Origin of the sequence: Paraburkholderia sp. JPY419, from assembly GCF_050435705.1 — a bacterium.
GTDB lineage: Bacteria > Pseudomonadota > Gammaproteobacteria > Burkholderiales > Burkholderiaceae > Paraburkholderia > Paraburkholderia youngii.
In genome coordinates this window covers 147,250-163,632 of record NZ_JBNDKV010000002.1, presented here as the reverse complement: position 1 = coordinate 163,632, position 16,383 = coordinate 147,250, and the positions used below count along the sequence as shown (strand labels likewise).

The following is a 16,383-nucleotide window of genomic DNA, read 5'->3' as shown; positions in this document are numbered from 1 at the left end:
CATGCATCGGCCAGCCGCCACTGAAACAGGGAGTCACTCGATGTTCGAATTCGCAGGCAAGGTGGCGGTGATCACCGGCGCGGGCAGCGGCTTCGGCCGCGCGTTCGCGCACAAGGGCGCGGCGCTCGGCATGAAGCTCGTGCTCGCCGACGTCAACGCCGAGCAGCTCGCGCAGACCGTCGACGCATTGCGCGAAGGCGGCGCCGAAGCGATCGCCGTGCCGACCGACGTATCGAGCGCCGCGCAGGTCGAGGCGCTCGCGCGAGCCGCGCTCGCCGCGTTCGGCAAGGTCCACCTGCTGTTCAACAACGCGGGCGTCGGCACCGGCGGCTTCTTATGGGAAGGCTCGGCCAACGACTGGTCGTGGGTGTTCGGCGTCAACGTGATGGGCGTCGCGCACGGCGTGCGCGTGTTCGCGCCGCTCATGCTGGCGCAGAACGAGCCCGCGCATATCGTCAACACGGCGTCGGTCGCGGGGCTGCTGGCGCCGCCGGCGATGGGCATCTACAACGCGTCCAAGCATGCGGTGGTGGCGCTGACCGAGACGCTGTATCACGACCTGAAGCTCGCGCAGGCCGGCACGGACGGCGAGGTCGGCTGTTCGCTGCTGTGTCCCGCCTTCGTGCCGACCGGCATCGCCCAGGCCGAGCGCGCGCGTCCGGACGAGCTGCGCAACGCAAGCCGGCCGACGCGCTCGCAGATCGCTGCGGCCAAGCAGTTGCAGCGTGCGGTGCAGTCGGGCAAGCTCAGCGCCGACGATGTCGCCGACATCGCGTTCGAGGCAATCGCCGCGCGGCGTTTCTATATCATCACGCACCCGGGCATCATGGCGACCGTCAAGCTGCGTCACGAGGATATCGAACAGTTGCGCGAGCCGTCCGATCCGATGTCGCTGAAACCCGAGGTGAAGAACGCGGAGTAGCGGCCGGCTGCGTGGCCGCTGCGCCGGGTCCTCACAACAATTGGCGCGCTGCGCGCCGCGCTGCGCTGTGCGCATCACGTTGCTGAAACCATGCCGCTGAATCCAACGATCGAGCAGGTGCTCGACATGATCGCGCGGGCCAAACGCCCGCAGTATCACCAGATGAGCGCGCAAGCGGCGCGCGCGTCGTACGAGAAAAGCGCGCCGATCCTCGAGATCCCGAGCGCGCCGATGTTCTCCGTCGAAGACCTGCCGGTGCCGACGCGCGACGGCGCGACGATCCGCGCGCGCCTGTACTTCCCGGTCGAGCCGAACTGGGCCGAGCCGCTGCCGGCGTTCGTGTACTACCACGGCGGCGGCTTCACGGTCGGCAGCGTCGACACGCACGATGCGCTGTGCCGGATGTTCGCGCGCGATGGCCAGTGCGCGGTGCTGTCGGTCGATTACCGGCTCGCGCCCGAGCACAAGTTTCCGACCGCGGTCGACGATGCCTTCGATGCCCTTAGCTGGCTGCACGCGCACGCGGCCGAGTTCGGCATCGACGACACCCGGCTCGCGCTCGGCGGCGATAGCGCGGGCGGCACGCTCGCGACGGTCTGCGCGGTGCTTGCGCGTGATGCCGGGATCGCGCTCGCGCTGCAATTGCTGATCTATCCGGGCACCACCGGCCATCAGCAGACCGACTCGCACTCGCGCCTCGCCGACGGCTTCCTGCTGTCGGGCGACACGATCCAGTGGTTTTTCGACCACTACCTGCGCGATAGCGGTGATCGCGACGACTGGCGTTTCGCGCCGCTCGACGGCGCGCGCGGCGCGCCGGATTTTCGCGGCGTCGCGCCCGCGTGGATCGCGACCGCCGAATACGATCCGCTCAGCGACGAGGGCGATGCGTATGCGGAAAAACTACGCGCGCTCGGCAATCCGGTGACGCTCAAGCGCTACGCCGGCATGATCCACGAGTTCTTCAAGATGGGCGGCTTCGTGCCCGAAGTCGGACAGGCGCATGCGGATGCCGCGGCGGCGTTGCGCGCGGCATTCGGCATCGGGTGAGGGTAGTCGTCGCGAAGCGGTGAGCGGCCGGCGGCGAATGCGCCGGCGCGGCGCCGATCAAACGATCACGCCACGCTCATCCGGTCGCGCTCGACGTTGAACGCGAAGCTGCGCTCGAAATCGCCGGGCCGCACGATGCGGTGCGAGCCGTTATCGTCGCTGCGCTCGGCGACCGCGACGCCGATCACGTCGCCATAGGCGGCGACGCGCAGCGCGGTGGTGCTGCGCGTGCCGTATTCCGGCGATTCGATGAATGCCGCCGACAGCACCCGTTCGCGTTCGAGCGGAATACCGGTCGACGGCAACTCGTCGTCGCGCGCGAGCCGCGGATCGCGCATCAGATCGATCAGGCGTTCGAGCGGCGGCATTGCATTGCGCGCGAGTAGGGTGCCGAGCTCGCCGCGCTTTCTGACCAGCTTCGGCCACGCGGTGTCGAGCACCGCGTTCGAGATGCCGTGCGTGCCGGGCGCGAGCAGCGCGGGGCCACTGTTTGCGTCGACGGCGCCGCGATTGCAGTACCACGCGAGCTCACGGCGTGTCCAGTCGCCGACCAGCAGGTTGAAGCCGTTGTAGATGTCGCCGCTTTGCGCGACGTGCTCCAGATAGGCGAGCGGCGTTTCGTGCGGATGGCCGTCGGTGTCGCGCGCGGCGCTCGTGAGCCAGTTGCTGACGAGCGTGCCGCGGGTCGGCGCATCGGCGCGCATTTCGCCCGGCGCGCGGTAATTGGTCAGCGCGGCGAAGCGGCCGTCGCGCGACAGCCCGAGCCACGTGCCGCCGCCCACGAGATCGCGGCCCGCCAGCACGCCCGGCGCGTCGCGCCACCAGCCGATCGGCTCGGCCGTGCGGCGGAAGAACTCATCGCGATTCGCGGCGAGCGTGAACAGCGGACCATCGACCGCATCGGGTCGCCAGTCGAAAACGATCAGGCACATCGGGGAGCATCTCCCGTTCAGAGCATGGGGCGGCCGCCTGATGCCGCAAAGGCAGACGCCAACAAAAGCGACAAAAATCAGACGAGAATAAAGCAGCCAATAAAAAACGGCGCCCGATTGCGCCGCTTCTTACCTGCCCAACGATCAGACCTCGGCCGGCAGCCCGTAGGGCAGCGTCAGGAAGCGCAGCGCGGGGCCGTCGGCCGCGCCGACATGCACGCTGCCGCTGTCGAGCGCCGTGAGCTTGATCTCGACCAGCAGATCGACGCCGCCGCCTTGTGCCGACGCCGCGTTGACGATCATCCCGCACGGCTGGCCAGGATCGTCCGAGTGGAAGAGCTCGGCGCCGGGGCGCACCGTATCAAGCTCGCCGGCGACGTTGGCGAGCGACGTGCGCCGCTTGATCGTGCCGCGATACTGGCTGCGCGCGACCACTTCCTGACCCGGATAGCAGCCTTTGCGGAAATTGACTGCGCCGAGCACGTCGAAGTTGACCATTTGCGGCACGAACTGCTCGACGACCGGCTGCGTGATGCGCGGCTCGCCCGCGCGGATGTCGAGCCAGTCCCACACGGCCGGCGACGCGCGCTTCAACTTGCCGTCCAGCGACGGCAGCAGCGCTTCGACTTGCGCCTTCGGTCCGATCCACAGATAGCGCAGCCGCTCCAACGCGTCCGGCACGCGGATCAGCGTGCCCGCGGTGCCGTCGACCTGCACGTGCACACCATCGGGCAGCGCGTCGAACACGCCCGACAGCGCGCCGCGCACGTCGCCCGCGAGGCCGACCACCGCGAGTTCGCCGCTCGCGTCCACGAGCTTGGCTTTTGCTCGCAGCACGAACATCGACAGGCGCTTTTGCACGGCGGCCTGCACGTCTTTCGATACCAGCAGGCGGATCGTGTCGCCGCTGCGCCAGCTTAGGAACGACGCGAGCAGCCGGCCCTTGGCCGAGCAGTAGCCGGCGAGGCGCGCGTTCGCGGCATCGAGATGCTGGACGTCGTTGGTCAGCTGGGCGTGCAGGAAGCTTGCCGCGTCGTCGCCGGTCGTGTCGATCACGCCGAACTGCGACAGCGGCATGTACGCGCCGTGCTCCAGCACGGCAGCGAATTCTTCGGCCGACGGGCGCGGCAGGATGGGCAGGGCGGCGGGTGCCGCCGCGGCGGGAGCGAGGCCGGAAGCTTTAGCAGGGGCGTTCACGAGCGGTGTGTTCATGGATTCCGGGAACAGTCAATTCTGACTTTGGCTAAGGCAAACAGTTATTATATTCAGTCCAACCCAGTCACGTTTCGCATGACCCTTTTCAAGAAATGTTTCGCAGCCGGCGCGCTCGTCGTTGTGCTGGCCGCGGCGGCCATCGCCGCTGGATACTTCTGGGCCACCCGCCCGCTCGAATTGACCCCGGCGCAACTCGACGTCACCGTCAAACCGCACAGCAGCCTGCGCAGCGTCGCGCTGCAGCTCAATCGCGGCGGCGTGCCGGTCGAACCCGAGCTGTTCATCGCGATGACGCGGCTGCTCGGCCTGCAAAGCGACCTGAAGTCCGGCAACTACGAGTTCAAGAGCGGCATCACCCCCTACGAGGTGCTGCAGAAAATCGCCCGCGGCGACGTCAACGAATACGTGGCGACGATCATCGAAGGCTGGACCTTCAAGCGCATGCGCGCCGAGCTCGACGCGAATCCCGCGCTGAAGCATGACACGCTCGGCATGAGCGACGCCGATCTGTTGAGCGCAATCGGCGCGCCCGAGGCGTCGATCGGCAACGGCGAAGGGCTGTTTTTCCCGGACACCTACCTGTTCGACAAGGACACGAGCGACCTCGACATCTACCGCCGCGCGTACCGGCTGATGCGCGTGCGTCTCGACGAAGCGTGGCTCGCGCGCGCGCCGAACCTGCCGTACAAGACGCCGTACGACGCTCTGACGATGGCGTCGATCATCGAAAAGGAAACCGGCAAGGCGTCCGACCGGGCGCTCGTCGCCGCCGTGTTCGCCAACCGTCTGCGCGCGGGCATGCCGCTACAGACCGACCCGACGGTGATCTACGGGATGGGCGACAGCTACGCCGGCCGCATCAGGAAGAAAGACCTGCAGACCGACACTCCCTACAATACCTACACCCGGATGGGCCTACCGCCGACGCCGATCTCGCTGCCGAGCGTCGCGTCGCTGCAGGCGGCGATGAACCCGGCGCCGAGCAGCGCGCTGTACTTCGTGTCGCGCGGCGACGGCAGCAGCATCTTTTCTGACACCCTCGGCGAACACAACAAAGCCGTGGACAAATACATTCGAGGGCAATGATGGCGCGCGGCAAATTCATAACGTTTGAAGGCATCGACGGCGCGGGCAAGACCACCCATCTGGGCTGGTTCCGCGAACGCCTGGAGGCGAAGCTCGCGCCGAGCGGCCGCTCTGTGGTGATGACGCGCGAGCCCGGCGGCACGCCGCTCGGCGAGCAGATCCGCGAGATCGTGCTGCATCAGAAGATGGACCTCGAAACGGAGGCGCTGTTGATGTTCGCGCTGCGCCGCCAGCATCTGGCCGAGGTGATCGAGCCGGCGCTCACGCGCGGCGACTGGGTGCTGTCCGACCGTTTCACCGACGCCACCTTCGCGTACCAGGGCGGCGGCCGCGGCCTGCCGCGCGACAAGCTGGAGACGCTCGAGCGCTGGGTGCAGGGTGGTTTCCAGCCGGATTTGACCGTGCTGTTCGACCTGCCGCCCGCCCGTCGCCAACGAGCGGCGCAGCGCGGCGCGCAACCCGGATCGTTTCGAGAGCGAGTCGGCGGCGTTTTTCGAGCGCACGCGCGCCGAATACATGCGCCGCGCCGAAGAAGCGCCGCATCGATTCGCTGTCATCGACTCTTCGCAGAGCATCGTGCGTATTCAGAAGCAGCTTGAAGAATTGATCGCAACTCTTTGATTTCAAGATGATATAGCTGATTCTTATAACCACCGGACAAGTTGATTCGCCACCTGAAGTAACGCGTGCAACCAATTGATTCAAAAAGACAAACGATGATATATCCGTGGCAAGCCGATGACTGGAACCGCCTGCAGCAGCTGCGCGGCCACTGGCCGCACGCGTTGTTGCTGCACGGCCAGGCGGGGATCGGCAAGCTGCGCTTCGCGCAGCACCTCGCGCAGGGCCTGCTGTGCGAGGCGCCGCTGCCGAACGGCGAGCCGTGCGGCGCGTGCGCGGCCTGCAACTGGTTCGTGCAGGGCAATCATCCCGACTACCGCATCGTCGTGCCGGAGGCGCTCGCCGCCGAAGCCGGTCTCGCGAACGCCGCGAACGGCGCCGACGACAAGGCCGAAAAAGCCGAGGGCGACGAAGGCAAGAAGACCCGCGCGCCGAGCAAGGAAATCAAGATCGAACAGATCCGCGGTCTGCTCGACTTCGTCGGCGTCGGTTCGCACCGCGGCGGCGCGCGCGTGGTCGTGCTGTATCCGGCCGAGGCGCTCAACGTCGCGGCCGCCAACGCGTTGCTGAAGACGCTCGAAGAGCCGCCCGCGGGCGTCGTGTTCCTGATGGTGTCGGCGCGCATCGACCGTTTGCTGCCGACCATCATCAGCCGCTGCCGTCAGTGGCCGATGAGCGTGCCCGCGCCGGACACCGCCGCGCCGTGGCTCGCCGCGCAAGGCGTCGAAGACGCCGCCGCGCTGCTCGCCGAAGCGGGCGGCGCGCCGCTCGCCGCGCTCGCGCTCGCCAGCGACGAGAACCGTCCGCTGCGCGACTGGACGCTCAAGCAGCTCGCGGCCGGCGCCGGCTGCGACGCATTCGCCTGTGGCGAGGCGCTGCAGAAGCTGCCGGTGCCGCTCGTGCTCGGCTGGCTGCAGCGCTGGATGTACGATCTGCTCGCGCAGCGCACCGCTGGCGCGCCGCGCTATTTCCCGCAGGCGTCGGCCGCGCTCGCGCGTTGCGCCGCGCAGGCCGACGCCAATGCATTCGCACGCTTTCTGCGCACCGTCACGCGCCAGCGCGCGGTCGAAAACCATCCGCTCAACCCGCGGCTCGTGTTCGAGGAACTGTTCATCGGCTATCGCGCGCTGTTTGCGTGAGCCCGCAGCCAGACAGCCTTCCGTCTTATTTCATTCAAGCCAAGCCACCATGAGCCTTTCCTACCGCGACGCCACGCTCGACGATCTGCCCGCGATCGTCGCCATCTACAATTCGACGATTCCGTCGCGGCAGGTCACTGCGGACCTCGAACCGGTCAGCATCGAGAGCCGGCATGCATGGTTTCATGCGCACGGCCCGCAGAAGCGGCCGCTGTGGGTGGTCGAAGATCCGCAGCAGGCGGGCCGCGTGATCGCGTGGCTGAGCTTTTCCGATTTTTATGGGCGTCCGGCCTACCAGCGCACCGCCGAAGTCAGCATCTATCTCGACGAAAGCGCGCGCGGCCAGGGTCTCGGCAAGCAGTTACTGGCGGCTTCGCTCGAAGCGGCACCGGGTCTTGGCATCGACACGGTGCTCGGCTTCGTGTTCGGTCACAATGAAGCGAGCGTGCGGCTGTTCCGCGGCTTCGGCTTCGACGCATGGGGCACGCTGCCGCGCGTCGCGGTGCTGGACGGCGTCGAGCGCGATCTGGTGATTCTTGGCAAGCGCCTTGCGCACGCGAGTTGAGCACGCTACCTAAGCAAGCTACGTGAGCAAGCTACCTGAGCACGCTACCTAAGCAAGCTACCCGAGCCGTCCCAAGCGGCCCCGGCCACGCCGTCGCCCGGCCGCAAAGCCCTTTTTTCGCAGGACCTGACCATGTTTGTCGATTCACACTGCCATATCAACTTCGAAGGACTCGCGGACCGTCTGCCGCAAGTGCTTGACAACATGCGCAGCCATTCGGTGTCGCACGCGCTGTGCGTGTCGGTGGACCTCGAAACGCTGCCGTCGGTGCTGGATATCGCCAGCCGCCATGACAACGTGTACGCGTCGGTCGGCGTGCATCCCGATCACGAGCACATGCGCGAGCCGAGCGTGGCCGAACTGGTCGAACTGGCCGAGCACCCAAAGGTCGTCGCGATCGGCGAAACCGGGCTCGACTACTACCGCCTCGAAGGCCGCTCGATCGCCGACATGGAGTGGCAGCGCGAGCGCTTTCGCACGCACATCCGCGCCGCGCACGCGACTGGCAAGCCACTCATCATCCACACCCGTTCGTCGTCGGAAGACACGTTGCGCATCATGGCCGAGGAGCGCGCGGGCGTGCCGGGCGGCGTGATGCATTGCTTCACCGAACCGTGGGCCATCGCCGAGCAGGCGCTGGCGCAGAACTTTTACATTTCGCTGTCGGGCATCGTCACGTTCAAGAACGCGACCGATGTGCAGGAGGTCGCGCGCCGCGTGCCGCTCGAGCGTCTGCTGATCGAAACCGATTCGCCGTATCTGGCGCCGGTGCCGTATCGCGGCAAGCCGAATGAACCTGCGTACGTCAGTTATGTCGGACGCTTCATCGCGCAGCAACGCGAGATGCCGGACGAGGCGCTGGCCGCCGCAACCACGCAAAACTTCTTCAGGCTGTTCGGAATCGCCACGCCGGCCGGCGTCTGAAAAAGACGAGTAACATCAAAGAGATAGGAAGCTTTCCTAAAGTACCATATGAAAAATATTTCGACGTCGTCCGCTGCTTTCCAACCGCTGTCCGCCGGGCCGGGCGCCCGGGCTCTCGCGCCGGCACGCCGTCTTGCGTGCGCCGCCGCGCTCGCCTGCGCGGCGCTGGTCGCGATGCCCGCGCATGCAGCGCCGATCGACACGCTCATCAAGGCGGTCAAGTTCGACGACGTCAGCGGCGTCAACAAGCTGCTCGCTAAGGGCATGGACCCGAACAGCGTCGACAATCAGGGCATGCCGCTGCTCGTGATCGCCGCCCGCGAGAAATCCGACAAGGTCGCGGCCGCGTTGCTCGCGAATCCGAAAACCGACATCGAGATTCAGGACAAGGCCGGTGAGAACGCGCTGATGATGGCGTCGCTGGTCGGCGACCTGAACCTCGTGAATCTGCTGATCGCGAAGGACGCCGAGGTCAACAAGAAGGGCTGGGCGCCGCTGCACTACGCGGCCGCCAACGGCCACGACGACATCGTCAAGGTGCTGCTCGACCACTCGGCCTACGTCGACACGGGCTCGCCGAACGGCACCACGCCGCTGATGATGGCCGCGCGCGGCGGCCACGTGTCGACGGTCAAGCTGCTGCTCGACAACGGCGCGGACCTGTCGGTGAAAAACCAGATCGGCATGACCGCGCTCGATTTCGCCAAGACCTACAAGGAGCCGGACGTCGTCGAAGGACTCACGGCCCGCATGCAGCAGACCCAGCAGCAGAAACAATGACGCTGTCGGCAGGCGGCGCGGCGGGCCCGCGAGGCCGTGCCGTTTTGCTGCGGTTTTGTCCGAGCCGCGCGGCAGCGGGCCTGCTGCCGCCGTGTAAAACAGTGCAGAATGACGACTTCGGCGCGCCGCGTAGCGCGCCGTCCGGACGCGGCAGAAAGACCGCGTGATAAACAACCCTGGAAAGGAACACCATGCTGCGGGCATTGATTTTCGCCGGCGCGCTTGCCTTGCCGCTTTCGGCAGCCGCGTTTACGGGAGGCGACCTCAACAAGCTGTGCACCAAGACGGACATCGCTTCGCGTAGCGCCTGCGCCGCCTACATAGAAGGCGCGGCCGACGGCATCTTCAACACGATCGACGCGATCGGCGGCACCACCGGTCCGCGCGTCGGCCAGTACTTCTGCCTGCCGCCGGATGCGCGCTCGGCGCAGTTGACCGACGCGGTGCGCAAATACATCGCCGAGAATCCTAACGCCGCGGGCTACAACGCTAGCACGGCGATTTCGCTGGGTCTCGGCAAGGCGTTTCCGTGCAAGAGCGGCGGCTGATCGATAACCACCGCGCATCGAAGAACCCGTTGTAACGCCTGAGGCGCCGTCGAGCGCCTTGGGTGTCGGGGTCGTCGCTCCCGCTGGGGCGCCCCCGCATGTCAGTAGTCCCGCAGGCGCGCCGCCGCTCATCGAGTCCGGAGGAAGATGCCCGTTATGCCTACTATCGACGACTTCTACCGCGTGGCCGCCGCGCCGCTGCATACGTGGCTCGGCGCGCTGATCGTGACGGCATTCGTGACGATCGTGGCGATCGGCGTTCACCGCCTTGGCGCGCGCGTCGTGATGCGTCTAGCGCGACCGCATGCGCTGACGAGCGTCGTGCTGCGCTATATCGACAAGCCGTCGCTGTTCGTCCTCGTGATCCTCGTGTTCGCGTGGGTCTGGTCCGAGGCGCCCGATACCCTCAACTTCATCGAACCGGTGCGCGACATCACCGGCATCGCGCTGATCGCCGCGCTGACGTGGCTGTCGGTGCGCTCGGCCGCGGCGATCGGCGAAGCGATCATCCGCGCTCATCCGCTCGATAGCGCCGATAACCTGCAGGCGCGCCGCATCCATACGCAGGCGCGTGTGCTCGCGCGCTCGGTGATGATCGTGATCGTGATCATCGGTGTCGGCGGTGCGCTGATGACCTTGCCCAATGTGCGGCAAATCGGCGCGAGCCTGCTGGCTTCGGCCGGTGTCGCCGGTCTGGTCGCCGGTATCGCGGCGCGGCCGGTGCTCGGCAACCTGATCGCCGGTTTGCAGATCGCGCTGTCGCAGCCGATCCGCCTCGACGACGTCGTCGTGATCCAGAACGAGTGGGGGCGCATCGAGGAAATCACCGGCACCTACGTGTCGGTGCGGCTGTGGGACCAGCGCCGCCTGATCGTGCCGCTGCAATGGTTTATCGAAAACCCGTTCACGAACTGGACGCGCAACAGCTCACAGATCATCGGCACCGTGTTCCTGTTCGTCGATTACCGGATGCCGCTCGCGCCGCTGCGCGAGGAGCTCGCGCGCATCGTCGAGAATGCACCCGAGTGGGACCGCCGCGTGCAGGTGCTGCAAGTGACGGACTGCACCGAGCGCGCGATGCAGTTGCGCGCGCTCGTCAGCGCGCCCGATTCCGGCCTCGCGTGGGATTTGCGCTGCCGCGTGCGCGAAGGGCTGCTCGATTTCGTGCACCGGCATTACCCGGAATACCTGCCGCGGGCGCGTGCGGAGGTGTCGGCGGAGCTGGAGACGAGCGGCGCTGGCCCGATCGACTGGCTGCCGCGCAGCCGCCAGGCGCCCGCCGGCAGCACCGCCGCGCATACCGAAGCCGATCCGGTGGCGAGCCGCCTCGGCCGCACTGGCGCGGCGGAGGTCCCGCAGAAGGCGAAGGAGCAGGCTTAGCCAGGCGTTGCCGAGCGCCAATTACGAATCGCGCGCCGCGAACGTCGAGCGCGCTCACGCCCTACGATGCCCGGGCACACCGATTGCTCTTTACGGGCGCACCACGCCCGCGCAGTCGGCGCGGCGCAGCGGAAGAACTACGGAGGACATGCACTATGGGCCGATTGATCGTCGTGTCGAATCGCGTCGCGACGCCGACGGAGACCAAGGGATCGGCGGGCGGACTGGCCGTCGGCGTATTCGGCGCGCTCAAGGATGCAGGCGGCGTCTGGTTCGGCTGGAGCGGCGACGTGGTCAGCGAGACGGTCGCCAACGCGGGGCCGATGCTCGAGCAGGACGGCGCGGTGACCTTCGCGACCGTCGGCCTCACACGCAAGGACTACGACCAGTACTACCGCGGCTTCTCGAACGCGACGCTGTGGCCGGTATTCCACTACCGCAACGACCTCGCGCGCTACGAGCGCGACGAGTACGCGGGATATCGGCGCGTCAACGCGTGGCTCGCGCACAAGCTGGTCAAGCTGCTCGAACCGGACGACATCATCTGGATTCACGACTACCATCTGATCCCGTTCGCCGAGGCGCTGCGCAGCGAGGGCGTGACGAACCGCATCGGCTTCTTCCTGCACATCCCGTTTCCCGCGCCGCAGATCCTGCTCAACATTCCTCCGCACGAGGAGCTCGTCAAGTCGCTGTCGTGCTACGACCTGCTCGGCTTCCAGACCGCCACCGACCAGCAGGCGTTCCACGACTACGTGACCCGTCACGCTCGCGGCACGGTCAGCGCCGACGGCATCGTCGAGGCGTTCGGGCGCAAGCTGCGCACCGGCGTGTATCGGATCGGCGTGTTCCCCGACGAAATCGCCGAGCAGGCCAAGCGCTACGAAAGCCGCCAGCATGTGCTCGAACTGAAGCAAAGCCTCGAAGGGCGCAAGCTGATCATGAGCGTCGACCGGCTCGATTATTCGAAGGGGCTGGTCGAGCGGTTTCGCGCGTTCGAACTGCTGCTCGAACGCTCGCCCGAATGGCGCGGCAACGTCACGCTCGTGCAGATCGCGCCACCGACGCGTTCGGACGTCGCGACCTATCAGAAGATCCGCCAGGATCTCGAATACGAGGCGGGGCGCATCAACGGCCGCTACTCGGGGCTCGATTACACGCCGATCCGCTATCTGAACCAGCAGTATGACCGCTGGAAGCTGATGTCGCTGTTTCGCGAGTCGCAGATCGGTTTCGTCACGCCGTTGCACGACGGCATGAACCTCGTCGCGAAGGAGTACGTGGCCGCGCAGAATCCAGACGATCCCGGCGTGCTCGTGCTGTCGATTTTCGCGGGCGCCGCGGCCGAGCTTTCCGGCGCGGTGCTCGTCAATCCGCACGATGCGATCGGCATGTGCGAAGCCTTGCAGCGCGCACTGCAGATGCCGCTCGACGCGCGCCAGCGGCGTCACGAGATCAACATGGCCGCTCTGCGCGAGAACGATCTCGGTGTATGGCGCGACAGCTTTCTCAGAGATCTACGCAGCGTGCCCGTGCGCCGATCGGGCGAGGGTGGGGGCCACAAATGACGACGCGGTGATAGCGCGATGAAGTCGCAAGACCGCGCAAAGCCGGCGCGCGGCCCCGTGTCACCGGATGTAAGCCGTATGTAACAGCACCGAGCAATTGCAAGACCTGCGGCTTTTCTACCGACACCAGGGAATAATCCTCCGTAGCGACGATGCATGCGGCGCTTAGGGCCCGCGTGAATTGATCCCACGTCATGGCGCTGTCATACTCGGCGTCGCCGACGGCATCGCGATTGCGCGGCAGCCGCCGGCTCACGGAGACACAATATGAAGATTGCGCAGATCGCCCCGCTGACCGAATCGGTGCCGCCGAAGCTTTACGGCGGCACGGAGCGGGTCGTGTCGTACATCACCGAGGCGCTGGTCGAGCAGGGCCACGACGTGACGCTGTTCGCGAGTGGCGACTCCGTCACGAGCGCGAAGCTCGAACCGGTGTGGCCGCGCGCGCTGCGGCTCGATCCGGGCATTCGCGACCGCGTCGCGCCGCACATGCTGCTGATGGAACTGGTGCGTCGCCAGGCCGAAGACTTCGACGTGCTGCATTTCCATCTCGACTATTACTCGTTCTCGGTATTCAAGCGGCAGGAAACGCCGTTCGTCACGACGATGCACGGGCGGCTCGATCTGCCCGAGCAGCAGCCGGTGTTCGACACCTTCAACTCGGTGCCGGTGATCTCGATCTCGAATGCGCAGCGTCATCCTCTACCCCAGGCGCGCTGGCTCACCACGGTCTATCACGGCCTGCCGGAGCAGCTCTATACGCCGCAACCGGTCGAGCAGAAGTACCTCGCGTTTCTCGGCCGGATTTCGCCGGAAAAACGCGTCGATACGGCGATCCGCATCGCGGGCCGCTGCGGCATGCCGATCCGCATCGCCGCCAAGGTCGATGCGGCCGACCGCGAATACTTCGAGCGCGATATCCGGCCGTTGCTCGACCTGCCGTACGTCGAGTACATCGGTGAGATCGCCGATCATCAGAAGGCAGAGTTTCTGTCGGGCGCGCATGCGCTGCTGTTTCCGATCGACTGGCCGGAGCCGTTCGGCCTCGTGATGATCGAGGCGATGGCGTGCGGCACGCCGGTGATCGCGTTCAATCGCGGCTCGGTGCCGGAAGTGCTCGAAGAGGGCGTGACCGGGTTCATCGTCGAGGACGAGATCGGCGCGGTGGCGGCCGTCAACCGGCTGCACAAGGTGCCGCGCGCGGGCGTGCGGCGCCGCTTCGAGGAGCGCTTCACGTCGCACCGGATGGCGCGTCAGTATGTGGGGGCGTATCAGTCGGTGATTCGCGCGCAGAAACGCTCGCGGTTCAAGGTGATCGATTCGTCGGGCGCTTGAAGCGGGATCGTTCGCAACTGTTGAAGCGAAGAACGGCGGTGCGCGATGCGGGCGCCGTTTTTTTTCGCGCCTGAGTTTTCTGGCGTATGAGCGCCGGCGTCGACACCGCACAACAAAAAAGGCCGCGCGATGGCCCACACAGGGTCCCTCGCGCGGCCTTCGTCGCGATGCGATCTGGATGCAAGGCCTGCGCGTGTCTCGGGATGCACGCGCGCAGGTGTTCAGCGAAGCGTACCGGGCAACGCGCTCAGATCTTCAGCCGCGAGACCTTCGTGCCTTGCAGCGACACGTCGCCCATCAGACCCGCGTTGGTCAACACGAAAACCTGCACCGGCGCGGTGGCCGTAGTCGTGTCGACGGCGCCGTTCGCGCCGATCTTCACGAGCGCGACCGATGCATCGACGCCGGCCGACCAGCCGTCCGCGTTGCGGAATTTGTCGAGCGAATCCTGCGTCATGAACAGGAAGATCAGTGCCTTCGACTGCGCGCCCGCGGTCAGGCCCAACGAGCCCGACACGGTGCTGTAGTAGCCGACCGTCGCGCCGCCCACTCGCAATGCGCCTTCGCCATACTGACCGCCGACGATGAAGCCCGCCTGTATCACCGACGGGAACACCAGCACGCCGCGCGCCTTCGACACCAGCTCGCGCGAGCCCGGCACGGTCGTGAACAGCCTGGACAGCGTGCCGTCGACGCTGGCGTCGATCGACTGCCGTTTCGAGGCGTTGACATGAGCATTGTCCGGAGTGTTGCCCGTCGTCGTGCACCCGGCGAGTGCAAGGCCTCCGAAAGCTAGCGCAGCGGTCGTCTTCAACATGAAGTGTCGTCTTTGCATCGTTTTTCTCCGTGGTGGATCCGGGGCGCAACCGTGTTGATGTCGCCTGGTTGCCTCTGAGTTATAACACAGCCCGGTCTAAAAGGCGCGTTGCGTGGCAACGCGAAAAGCCTTATGGGACAAGGGTTTGAGGCTAATCGCAAGGTGCTTTTCAGTAACTTTGACCGGCCCGCCGCGTGGCGTCGAAGTACGCGTCGAGCGAAGCTCGGAGGAGGCGAAGCAGACGAGCGCCCGAGGCGCGGCGATTTTGGTGACGCTTCGCCGCAGCCCCGCGATGCGCCTGTTTTTACCGATTTTCGCGTGGCGCGGCGGCCCATCGACATGGAAATGAAAGTGTTGTTTCGACGCAGCAAATGGCAGCGGAGTACCAGCGGCGCGGACGCCGCTCACCCGTGATTCACCGGACTCTTGACCGCGGGCGGGCGCCGCAGCGCGCGGCGCACCACGCCGATGATCGCGCCGATCGCGAACAGGATCGCCGCCGGCACGATCCAATAGCCGACGAACGCGTGCCACAGATACGCGAACAGCGTCGAGCGACGCATGTTGTATTCGTTGATCGCCTCCTGCTGACGCGGCGCGTTGGCGGCCAGCACGTCGGCCGGGCAGCCAGCGGCTTTTGCGTCGTCGGGCTTGCCATGGCAATGCGCGGGCGCGCCGGCGGCGCGCTGCGCCTGAGTGAAATTCCAGGTGGTCAGCGCGCGCTCGAGATCGACCGCGTTGTACGACATCTCCTCGCGGATCTCGTTGACCGCGACGATCGCCACGGGCACAGCCCAAAATATGATGACCAGCAACCACCGCCTTAACCAGCGGTTTTTGTGCTTCGATACCATCCTTGCCTCCGATCGATGCTCAGTAGCACCAACGACAAGATGGCGGCCCCGTTTTGATTGGTTCTATATGTGAGGGAGGGCCGTCTCCGCAGCCATCATAGAAGAAAACGGCGCGTTGCGCCGGTGGGCTACGAAGAAGGGGGCGAGCGAAGCGCCGCGTGGGTGGAACGATGCGCCGGCGCCGCGTCGACAGGCAGGGCGCCGGCTGGAGGAACGGCTACGCGTCTCGCTCAGTTGGCGGGCGCCGACGAGGACAGGCAGGTCTTCATGAACGCCTTGCGATCGTCGCCTTTCTTGTCGCCCGCCTGCTTGTTGCAGGCCTTCATCTTGTCCTGCTGGCTCATCGGCGCGGCGGCTGCCGGCTTCGCGGAAAGACAGGTTTGCATGAACGCCTTGCGCTCGTCGCCCTTCTTGTCGCCGGCCTGCTTGTTGCAGTCGGCCATCTTGGTCTGCTGGCTGTTCGCCGCGAACGCCGGCGATACGAGTACCGCGCCCAACACCAGCGTAGCGATAGCGGATTGGATTTTCATGGGACACTCCATCGGTGGTGAAAACGTTTCTGATCGTTTACGCGCGCGGGCGACGACGGCATCCCTGGGCCCATCGGCGCATCCATTATGGCAAATGCCGTCTGCCAGAACGGCTCG

Annotated in this window: 16 protein-coding genes and 1 pseudogene; 12 read left to right on the top strand and 5 right to left on the bottom strand. The window is 66.2% G+C overall.

What is annotated here, in order from left to right:
• Nucleotides 1–40: 40 nt before the first annotated feature.
• Together QFZ91_RS06950 and QFZ91_RS06945 are read left to right on the top strand one after the other, a co-directional pair.
• Nucleotides 41–922 (top strand): SDR family oxidoreductase, encoded by an 882-nt coding sequence (locus QFZ91_RS06950; RefSeq protein WP_429566771.1) that lies wholly within the window; start codon nt 41–43, stop codon nt 920–922.
• Nucleotides 923–1,012: 90 nt separating this feature from the next.
• Nucleotides 1,013–1,972: an alpha/beta hydrolase gene (locus QFZ91_RS06945; protein WP_429566770.1), complete on the top strand. Its 960-nt coding sequence runs from the start codon at nt 1,013–1,015 to the stop codon at nt 1,970–1,972.
• Nucleotides 1,973–2,037: 65 nt separating this feature from the next.
• On the opposite strand, the gene QFZ91_RS06940 is transcribed toward QFZ91_RS06945, so the two are convergent.
• Complete coding sequence (locus QFZ91_RS06940) at nt 2,038–2,904, bottom strand: NRDE family protein (protein ID WP_176108583.1); 867 nt, start codon at nt 2,902–2,904, stop codon at nt 2,038–2,040.
• Between the two features lie 144 nt (nt 2,905–3,048).
• Entirely contained in the window at nt 3,049–4,116 is a 1,068-nt protein-coding gene (locus QFZ91_RS06935) for a YgfZ/GcvT domain-containing protein (RefSeq protein WP_429566769.1), read from the bottom strand.
• 78 nt (nt 4,117–4,194) lie between these two features.
• Between QFZ91_RS06935 and mltG the strand changes: the two genes are divergently transcribed.
• The 10 genes and pseudogenes from mltG (at nt 4,195) to QFZ91_RS06885 (ending at nt 14,065) form a co-directional block, all read left to right on the top strand.
• Nucleotides 4,195–5,205 (top strand): endolytic transglycosylase MltG, encoded by a 1,011-nt coding sequence (mltG, locus tag QFZ91_RS06930; protein ID WP_176377812.1) that lies wholly within the window; start codon nt 4,195–4,197, stop codon nt 5,203–5,205.
• A pseudogene (gene tmk / locus QFZ91_RS06925) lies at nt 5,205–5,826 on the top strand (dTMP kinase). Before mltG ends, tmk begins: the two are co-directional and overlap by 1 nt.
• A gap of 95 nt (nt 5,827–5,921) precedes the next feature.
• Entirely contained in the window at nt 5,922–6,965 is a 1,044-nt protein-coding gene (locus QFZ91_RS06920; RefSeq protein WP_429566768.1) for a DNA polymerase III subunit delta', read from the top strand.
• Nucleotides 6,966–7,014: 49 nt separating this feature from the next.
• Nucleotides 7,015–7,530, top strand: a complete 516-nt coding sequence (locus QFZ91_RS06915) for an N-acetyltransferase family protein (RefSeq protein WP_368588928.1) — start codon at nt 7,015–7,017, stop codon at nt 7,528–7,530.
• Between the two features lie 132 nt (nt 7,531–7,662).
• Complete coding sequence (locus QFZ91_RS06910; protein ID WP_429566767.1) at nt 7,663–8,454, top strand: TatD family hydrolase; 792 nt, start codon at nt 7,663–7,665, stop codon at nt 8,452–8,454.
• Between the two features lie 48 nt (nt 8,455–8,502).
• Nucleotides 8,503–9,234 carry an ankyrin repeat domain-containing protein gene (locus QFZ91_RS06905; RefSeq protein WP_429566766.1) on the top strand — a complete coding sequence of 244 codons (732 nt, stop codon included), beginning with the start codon at nt 8,503–8,505 and terminating at the stop codon, nt 9,232–9,234.
• A gap of 191 nt (nt 9,235–9,425) precedes the next feature.
• A complete protein-coding gene (locus tag QFZ91_RS06900) occupies nt 9,426–9,782 on the top strand; it encodes a Rap1a/Tai family immunity protein (protein ID WP_176108572.1) in 357 nt (118 codons plus the stop codon).
• A 156-nt stretch (nt 9,783–9,938) separates the two neighbouring features.
• Complete coding sequence (locus tag QFZ91_RS06895) at nt 9,939–11,162, top strand: mechanosensitive ion channel family protein (RefSeq protein WP_429566765.1); 1,224 nt, start codon at nt 9,939–9,941, stop codon at nt 11,160–11,162.
• A gap of 155 nt (nt 11,163–11,317) precedes the next feature.
• Nucleotides 11,318–12,730: an alpha,alpha-trehalose-phosphate synthase (UDP-forming) gene (gene otsA, locus QFZ91_RS06890; RefSeq protein ID WP_176377805.1), complete on the top strand. Its 1,413-nt coding sequence runs from the start codon at nt 11,318–11,320 to the stop codon at nt 12,728–12,730.
• Nucleotides 12,731–12,997: 267 nt separating this feature from the next.
• Entirely contained in the window at nt 12,998–14,065 is a 1,068-nt protein-coding gene (locus tag QFZ91_RS06885) for a glycosyltransferase family 4 protein (protein WP_429566764.1), read from the top strand.
• A gap of 247 nt (nt 14,066–14,312) precedes the next feature.
• Here QFZ91_RS06885 and QFZ91_RS06880 read toward each other — a convergent pair whose 3' ends face one another.
• The 3 genes from QFZ91_RS06880 to QFZ91_RS06870 form a co-directional block, all read right to left on the bottom strand.
• Entirely contained in the window at nt 14,313–14,900 is a 588-nt protein-coding gene (locus QFZ91_RS06880; protein WP_176377804.1) for a BPSL1445 family SYLF domain-containing lipoprotein, read from the bottom strand.
• 386 nt (nt 14,901–15,286) lie between these two features.
• Complete coding sequence (locus QFZ91_RS06875) at nt 15,287–15,736, bottom strand: hypothetical protein (RefSeq protein WP_429566763.1); 450 nt, start codon at nt 15,734–15,736, stop codon at nt 15,287–15,289.
• Between the two features lie 230 nt (nt 15,737–15,966).
• Nucleotides 15,967–16,266 (bottom strand): PsiF family protein, encoded by a 300-nt coding sequence (locus QFZ91_RS06870; protein WP_018431983.1) that lies wholly within the window; start codon nt 16,264–16,266, stop codon nt 15,967–15,969.
• Nucleotides 16,267–16,383 lie beyond the last annotated feature (117 nt).